General features: G+C 68.0%; 5 protein-coding genes and 1 pseudogene (1 of these 6 running past the window's edge). 5 read left to right on the forward strand and 1 reads right to left on the reverse strand.

The window, feature by feature from the left end:
* Positions 1–97 precede the first annotated feature (97 nt).
* A complete protein-coding gene (locus BN903_RS09835) occupies positions 98–1,105 on the reverse strand; it encodes a TatD family hydrolase (RefSeq protein ID WP_048077560.1) in 1,008 nt (335 codons plus the stop codon).
* A gap of 79 nt (positions 1,106–1,184) precedes the next feature.
* On the opposite strand from BN903_RS09835, the gene BN903_RS09840 reads away from it, so the two are divergent.
* The 5 genes and pseudogenes from BN903_RS09840 to BN903_RS18605 all read left to right on the forward strand — a co-directional run.
* Positions 1,185–2,285 carry a sialidase family protein gene (locus BN903_RS09840; RefSeq protein WP_048077561.1) on the forward strand — a complete coding sequence of 367 codons (1,101 nt, stop codon included), beginning with the start codon at positions 1,185–1,187 and terminating at the stop codon, positions 2,283–2,285.
* Complete coding sequence (locus tag BN903_RS09845; RefSeq protein WP_048077562.1) at positions 2,286–2,726, forward strand: DoxX family protein; 441 nt, start codon at positions 2,286–2,288, stop codon at positions 2,724–2,726.
* A gap of 252 nt (positions 2,727–2,978) precedes the next feature.
* Entirely contained in the window at positions 2,979–3,620 is a 642-nt protein-coding gene (locus tag BN903_RS09850; RefSeq protein WP_048077596.1) for an Era-like GTP-binding protein, read from the forward strand.
* On the forward strand, positions 3,620–4,030 hold the full coding sequence (locus BN903_RS09855) for a DUF2073 domain-containing protein (protein WP_048077563.1): 411 nt from the start codon (positions 3,620–3,622) through the stop codon (positions 4,028–4,030). The genes BN903_RS09850 and BN903_RS09855 overlap by 1 nt, the downstream gene beginning before the upstream one ends.
* Positions 4,031–4,521 (forward strand): annotated as a pseudogene (locus BN903_RS18605) (Zn-ribbon containing protein) (it continues 342 nt past the right edge of the window).

Genomic DNA, 4,521 nt, shown 5'->3' on the forward strand with positions numbered 1-4,521 from the left:
CGCTTCGCTCGACCGCCAGCGACTCCCTCGCGCGACGCTGCTTCGCGGTCGCCGGGGGCGACCGCTCGCAGGCGCGCGCCACCGCACCGCGGGTCGCTTATTCGGCCAGTCCGAACACGTCGCGCGGGTTCTCGTAGACGACGGTCCGGATGTCGTCGATGTCGATTCCGTACCGGTACAGCTCGAATATCGCGCGCTTGACGGCGTAGGGGTCGGTCCGCAGCACGTTCGCGGTGTCGGTGTCGATCATGATCCGCCCGGGGCCGTACTCGTCGATGGCGTTCGCCACGTCGGCGGCGTCGACGCCGACGAGCCACGAGTGACCGATGGTGTAGCTCAGGTAGCAGTCGGTCTCTGCCATGAGGTACGCGGTGTTGTTCGCGTCCGCGTGCGAGGCGACCACGCGCTCCTCGTCGAGTCCGGCGTCGCCCGCGGCCTCGACGTCGCGTTTCACGGCTTCGAGCGCCGGGTTCTCCCCGTCGAGGACCGGCTCGGTGCCCAGTCCGGCGTTCTTCTCGTAGCCGGGGGTGACGCCGAGGTCGTCGCGGTACTCGCGTTTCGACTCCGTCGACGTGTTCGGCGTGTGAAGCAGGACGGGGAGGTCGTGGTCGGCGGCGAGTTCCATCTGCGCTTGGACGACCGCCTGCTGTTCGTCGACGTCCCAGCGCTCGACGTGCTGGCTCGGGGTCACGCCCGTCTCGCCGACGGCGACGACCTCGTCGAGCGCGCAGTAGTCGCCCATCGCGGCCAGCAGCTCGTCGGGGTTCTCGATCCGGACCCCGGTGTGGACGCCGAGGCTCAGCTTCGCCTCGAAGAAGTGGTTGCGCTCGATGGCCCGCCGGCGGTTGACCGCGTCGTCCCACAGGAAGCGGATGTCGCTCGCCTCGACGGGCTTGTAGGGGGTCCAGTGGTACCCCGACGACACCATCACCATCGACCGGCAGCCCGAGAGCGCGTACCGCTCCCGGTCCTCCCACGAGAGCGTGTGCGCGTGGTTGTGCGGGTCGATCCACGGAACGTTCAGCAGCTCCGTGGGGAGTTCGGGGTCCGATTCGTCGAGGAACGCGGCGTCGGTCGGACGGACCGTGGGCTGCGGTGCGGACATGGTCGCCCCGTCGTAGCCCGGCCACTTAGCGTTTTACAGATTGGTAAAACTTTATTATGCGCCCGGCTGACACACGGATATGACACTGTTGATCGGGACAGACTCCGGACTGTACCGAGCCGACGACGTCCCCTTCGAGCGCGACGAACTCGACCCCGTCCTCGACTGCGGGGTCGTCACCGCCGTGAAGTCGTGGGACCACACCGAGGGCGTGTTCGTCGCCTCGTCGACGGGCGCGTACCGCTCGCTCGACGGCGGGGAGACGTGGACCGACCTCGAAGTCCCCCTCGGCGACCGCTTCTGGCACGCGGGCCAAAGCGAGGTGTGGTCGATCCTCGCGACGGCCGACGGCGCGCTGTACGCCGGGACCAACGATCCGTACATCTTCCGCTCGGTCGACGGCGGGGAGACGTGGACCGAACAGAAGGGGTTCCGCGAACTCCCCTCGCGCGGTCACTGGGAGTCGCCGATCGACCCGCACTACGCGCGCCTTCGCGCGCTCGAAACGGTCCCCGGCCGCCCCGACACCCTGATCGCGGGCGTCGAGGCCGGCGGGATCCACGTCAGCCGCGACGGCGGCCGCACGTGGACCGACCACCGCGACGCCATCGTGGACGACGTCCATCAGGTCCTCCCGATCTCGGAGGACGTGTGGCTCGCGGCGACCGGCTACCTCGACCACGACCTCGAAAACCTCGGCCTCGGCCACGCGGTCGGCGAGGGCGGTCTCTGGCGGACGACCGACGCCGGCGAGTCGTGGGATCGACTCGACGTCGGCAGCGATTTCTCGTACATCCGCCGGGTGTTCGTCCACGACGGCCGGGTGATCTTCTGCGGCGGCGAGGAGGCCCCGCCGGCGTGGGTGAACGACGACCACGAGGTCGCCCTGTTCGAGTCGACGAACTTCGGCCGCGACTTCGAGCGCGTCTCGTTCCCCGGCGAACCCCACGAGATAATCGAGACGTGGGCGGTCCACGACGGCGACGTGCTATGCGGCTCCGGCCTCTTCGACGTGCCCGACGAGCGCGACGACGTGGAGGGGCGGATCATGCGCCGCGTCGATGGTGAGGGCGTGGACGACGAGAGCGACGAGGGTGACGGCGGCGAAGGTGACGGCGACCCGACCTATGAGACGGTCGGCCGCGTCGACGCGAACGTCAGCCGGATCGAGGTGGTCTGAATGGCGGACGAATCCACCTCGGAGCCGGAGGCCGACGCCGCCGGCCGCGACGCTCCCTCGCTGCTCGGTCGGTCGCTGTACGGCGGCGTCCTCGCGTACATGGCCGTCGACGGCTTCAAGAACAACGACAAGCGCGTCGCGGTCGCGGAGGAGAAGGGCGTCCCGATGCCCGACCTCCTCGTTCCGTTCGTCACCGGGATGCTGCTGGTCGCGAACGTCGGTATCGTCTTCTGGCGGCTCCCCCGCGCCGCGGCGGGCGCGCTCGTCGTCTTCTTCCTCGGGACGACGCCCGCGATCCACGACTTCTGGACGATGGAGGGGAAAGAGCGACAGGGCAACAAGATCAATTTCCTGAAGAACCTCGCGCTGCTCGGCGGCGCGATCGTCTTCCTCGACGCTGCGAGCGAGCGTGACGGGGAGACGGAAAGCGACGAGGAGTGACGCTTCCCCTGCGCTGAAACGCGACGCCCCGCCGATCGTTTCCGCTTCCTGATAATACTCCGGTCCGATCCCCGAATTTCGGGTTCGTCCGGCGTCGACGCCCCGGATCGGCGGTGTCTGACGCAGTTCTTAAGTGACCGCGGCGAGGAGCGTACCGTAATTCCCCGAACGGGCGTCGAGCGCTCGGAGTGAGCGCCGTCGAGACCGACGAACGCGGTGTTCGGGAAAACCACACACGGACTGGAGGTCAAGATGGGACTGCTCACGAATCTCAGAGACAGCATATCGCGGGTCACGGACGGCCTGTTCGCGGCCGACGAGCCCAAGCGGATCGGGATCTACGGACCGCCGAACGCCGGCAAAACGACCCTCGCAAACCGGATCGCACGCGACTGGACGGGTGACGCCGTCGGCCCCGAGAGCCACATCCCTCACGAAACCCGGCGCGCGCGCCGGAAGGAGGGCGTCGAGATCGAACGTAACGGGCGGACGGTCACCATCGACATCGTGGACACCCCCGGGGTGACGACGAAGGTCGACTACAAGGAGTTCCTCGATCACGACATGGAGAAGGACGACGCCGTCCGCCGGTCGCGCGAGGCGACCGAGGGCGTCGCGGAGGCGATGCACTGGCTCCGCGAGGACGTCGACGGCGTCATCTACGTGCTCGACTCGACGACGGACCCGTTCACGCAGGTGAACACGATGCTGATAGGGATCATCGAGTCGCAGGACCTCCCGGCGCTGATCCTCGCCAACAAGACGGACCTGCCGGGGTCGGACGTCCAGCAGATCGCGAACGCCTTCCCCCAACACGAGACGATCCCGCTGTCCGCGCTGGAGGGCGACAACATGGACGAAGTGTACACCAAGATAGCGGAGTACTTCGGCTGATGCCCGGGCCGAAAGCCAACGTCGACGCCGCGGACGACGACCCGGACGACGACGGCGTCCGGATCGACATGATAAGCGGCGCGCGGATGGAGGGACTCACGGGCATGGAGAAGATCCGGCTCATCCTCGACGGCGTCCGCGACGGCAACATCGTCATCCTCGAAGAGGGGCTCTCCCCGGACGAGGAGTCGAAGCTCATCGAGGTGACGATGACCGAGATCAGCCCCGACGACTTCACCGGCATCGAGATCGAGACGTACCCGAAGGCCGAGGCCGGCGACCAGAGCTTCCTCGACAAACTGATGGGCCGCGAGTCCACCCAGAAGCTCACCGTGATCGGCCCGGCGAACCGGATCGAGACGCTGCATAAAGACGAGAACCTCATCAGCACGCTCGTCTCCCGCAAGTAGATGCCCCACCAGTGTACCACCTGCGGGCGGACGTTCCCCGACGGCTCCAAGGAGATGCTCTCGGGGTGTCCCGACTGCGGCGGGAACAAGTTCCAGTTCAAGCCCGCCGGCGCGACGGAGGACCCGACGCGAGCGAGACGCCCGTGGCCGACCTCCGCGAGACGTACGAGACCGCCAAGCGCGGCTACGAGACGATCTTAGAGAAGTACGCAGAGGAGGAGGGGCAGGACGCGACCGAAGACGAGACGGCGGGGAACGACGCGGAGTAGCTCCCCTACGGTGACAGCCGCGCGAGGATCGGCAGGTGGTCGGAGGGGTATCGCCCGCGGTCGTCCCGGTCCGCGAGCGTCGCGAACGCCTCGACCGAGAGCGCCGGCGAGACGAGCGCGTGGTCGATCCGCCGCCCGTCGATCAGGCGAGCGAAGTCGGTGAGACTCGTCTCCGGGCCGTGGCGGAGGTCGGCGGCGACCGCCGCGTCGCGGAGCTCGAGC

The organism is Halorubrum sp. AJ67, assembly GCF_000513435.1.

Coding starts and splice junctions, on each gene's coding strand:
- BN903_RS09835 (WP_048077560.1), bottom strand. CDS start 1,105: ATGTCCGCACCGCAGCCCACGGTCCGTCCGACCGACGCCGCGTTCCTC.
- BN903_RS09840 (WP_048077561.1), top strand. CDS start 1,185: ATGACACTGTTGATCGGGACAGACTCCGGACTGTACCGAGCCGACGAC.
- BN903_RS09845 (WP_048077562.1), top strand. CDS start 2,286: ATGGCGGACGAATCCACCTCGGAGCCGGAGGCCGACGCCGCCGGCCGC.
- BN903_RS09850 (WP_048077596.1), top strand. CDS start 2,979: ATGGGACTGCTCACGAATCTCAGAGACAGCATATCGCGGGTCACGGAC.
- BN903_RS09855 (WP_048077563.1), top strand. CDS start 3,620: ATGCCCGGGCCGAAAGCCAACGTCGACGCCGCGGACGACGACCCGGAC.